Origin of the sequence: Pseudomonas sp. PS01297, assembly GCF_029959305.1 — a bacterium.
Classification (GTDB): Bacteria; Pseudomonadota; Gammaproteobacteria; order Pseudomonadales; family Pseudomonadaceae; genus Aquipseudomonas; species Aquipseudomonas helleri.
Genome location: NZ_JASCPQ010000232.1, coordinates 1 through 262 on the forward strand (window position 1 = coordinate 1; position 262 = coordinate 262).

The 262-nt window shown below is 44.3% G+C and carries 1 protein-coding gene; it reads right to left on the reverse strand.

Annotation, left to right across the window (positions count from 1 at the left end; genetic code table 11):
• The coding region (locus tag QMX84_RS26425; protein ID WP_282365162.1) for a hypothetical protein at positions 1-262 on the reverse strand (262 nt) is incomplete at both ends.

Genomic DNA, 262 nt, shown 5'->3' on the forward strand with positions numbered 1-262 from the left:
GACTTATGCTCGATGCGATAGTGCTTGTCGTCCAAAATATAAAAATGAAACGAGTCGATCTTCTTCTCTGGAATAAATTTCCCAATACCTTCGGGCGTCTCTTCCAGGTTAACTTTAAATGTTTCACCGGTGTACAGCGATAGCACACGACTGTTGGGATTGTACTGTGAAAGCTGTAAATTCCAGCCGATCCCGAAACCACTGTCACTGTTGTTCAGTGGGTTAAAGTTAAGTTGCAGAGGAACGACGGGGCCACACAAAT